Annotated in this window: 1 protein-coding gene; it reads right to left on the bottom strand. The window is 71.1% G+C overall.

Annotated features, from left to right (window positions below; genetic code table 11):
* Positions 1–40: 40 nt before the first annotated feature.
* On the bottom strand, positions 41–253 hold a 213-nt coding region (locus E1K68_RS27600), incomplete at its 5' end, for a hypothetical protein (protein WP_212614975.1).

Here is a 253-nt window from a genome sequence, read left to right as displayed (position 1 = left end):
GGCTGCGGTTTCCGGTGCGATGAATCTTTGATCGCGAGCGTCAGCGGCGCTGGCAACGCAGGTCGCGCACGCGGCCCACGTCCATCGACACCCCGTCGATCGCGCCGGCCGCATCGCGCTGGAAGCGGAAGTTCAGCGAACCCAGCAGGAAGCGGTCGCGTTCCAGCGGCTGCAGCCGCGCCGGCCCGCTGCGCGCGTCGGCCCGATGCAGGGCGCCGTCGATCGCGCTGAAGCGATAGTCGCGGCCGAGTTC

This window comes from Pseudomonas sp. B2021 (assembly GCF_018135665.1).
Taxonomy (GTDB): Bacteria; Pseudomonadota; Gammaproteobacteria; order Pseudomonadales; family Pseudomonadaceae; genus Aquipseudomonas; species Aquipseudomonas lactis.
This window is presented reverse-complemented; position numbering and strand designations above follow the sequence as displayed.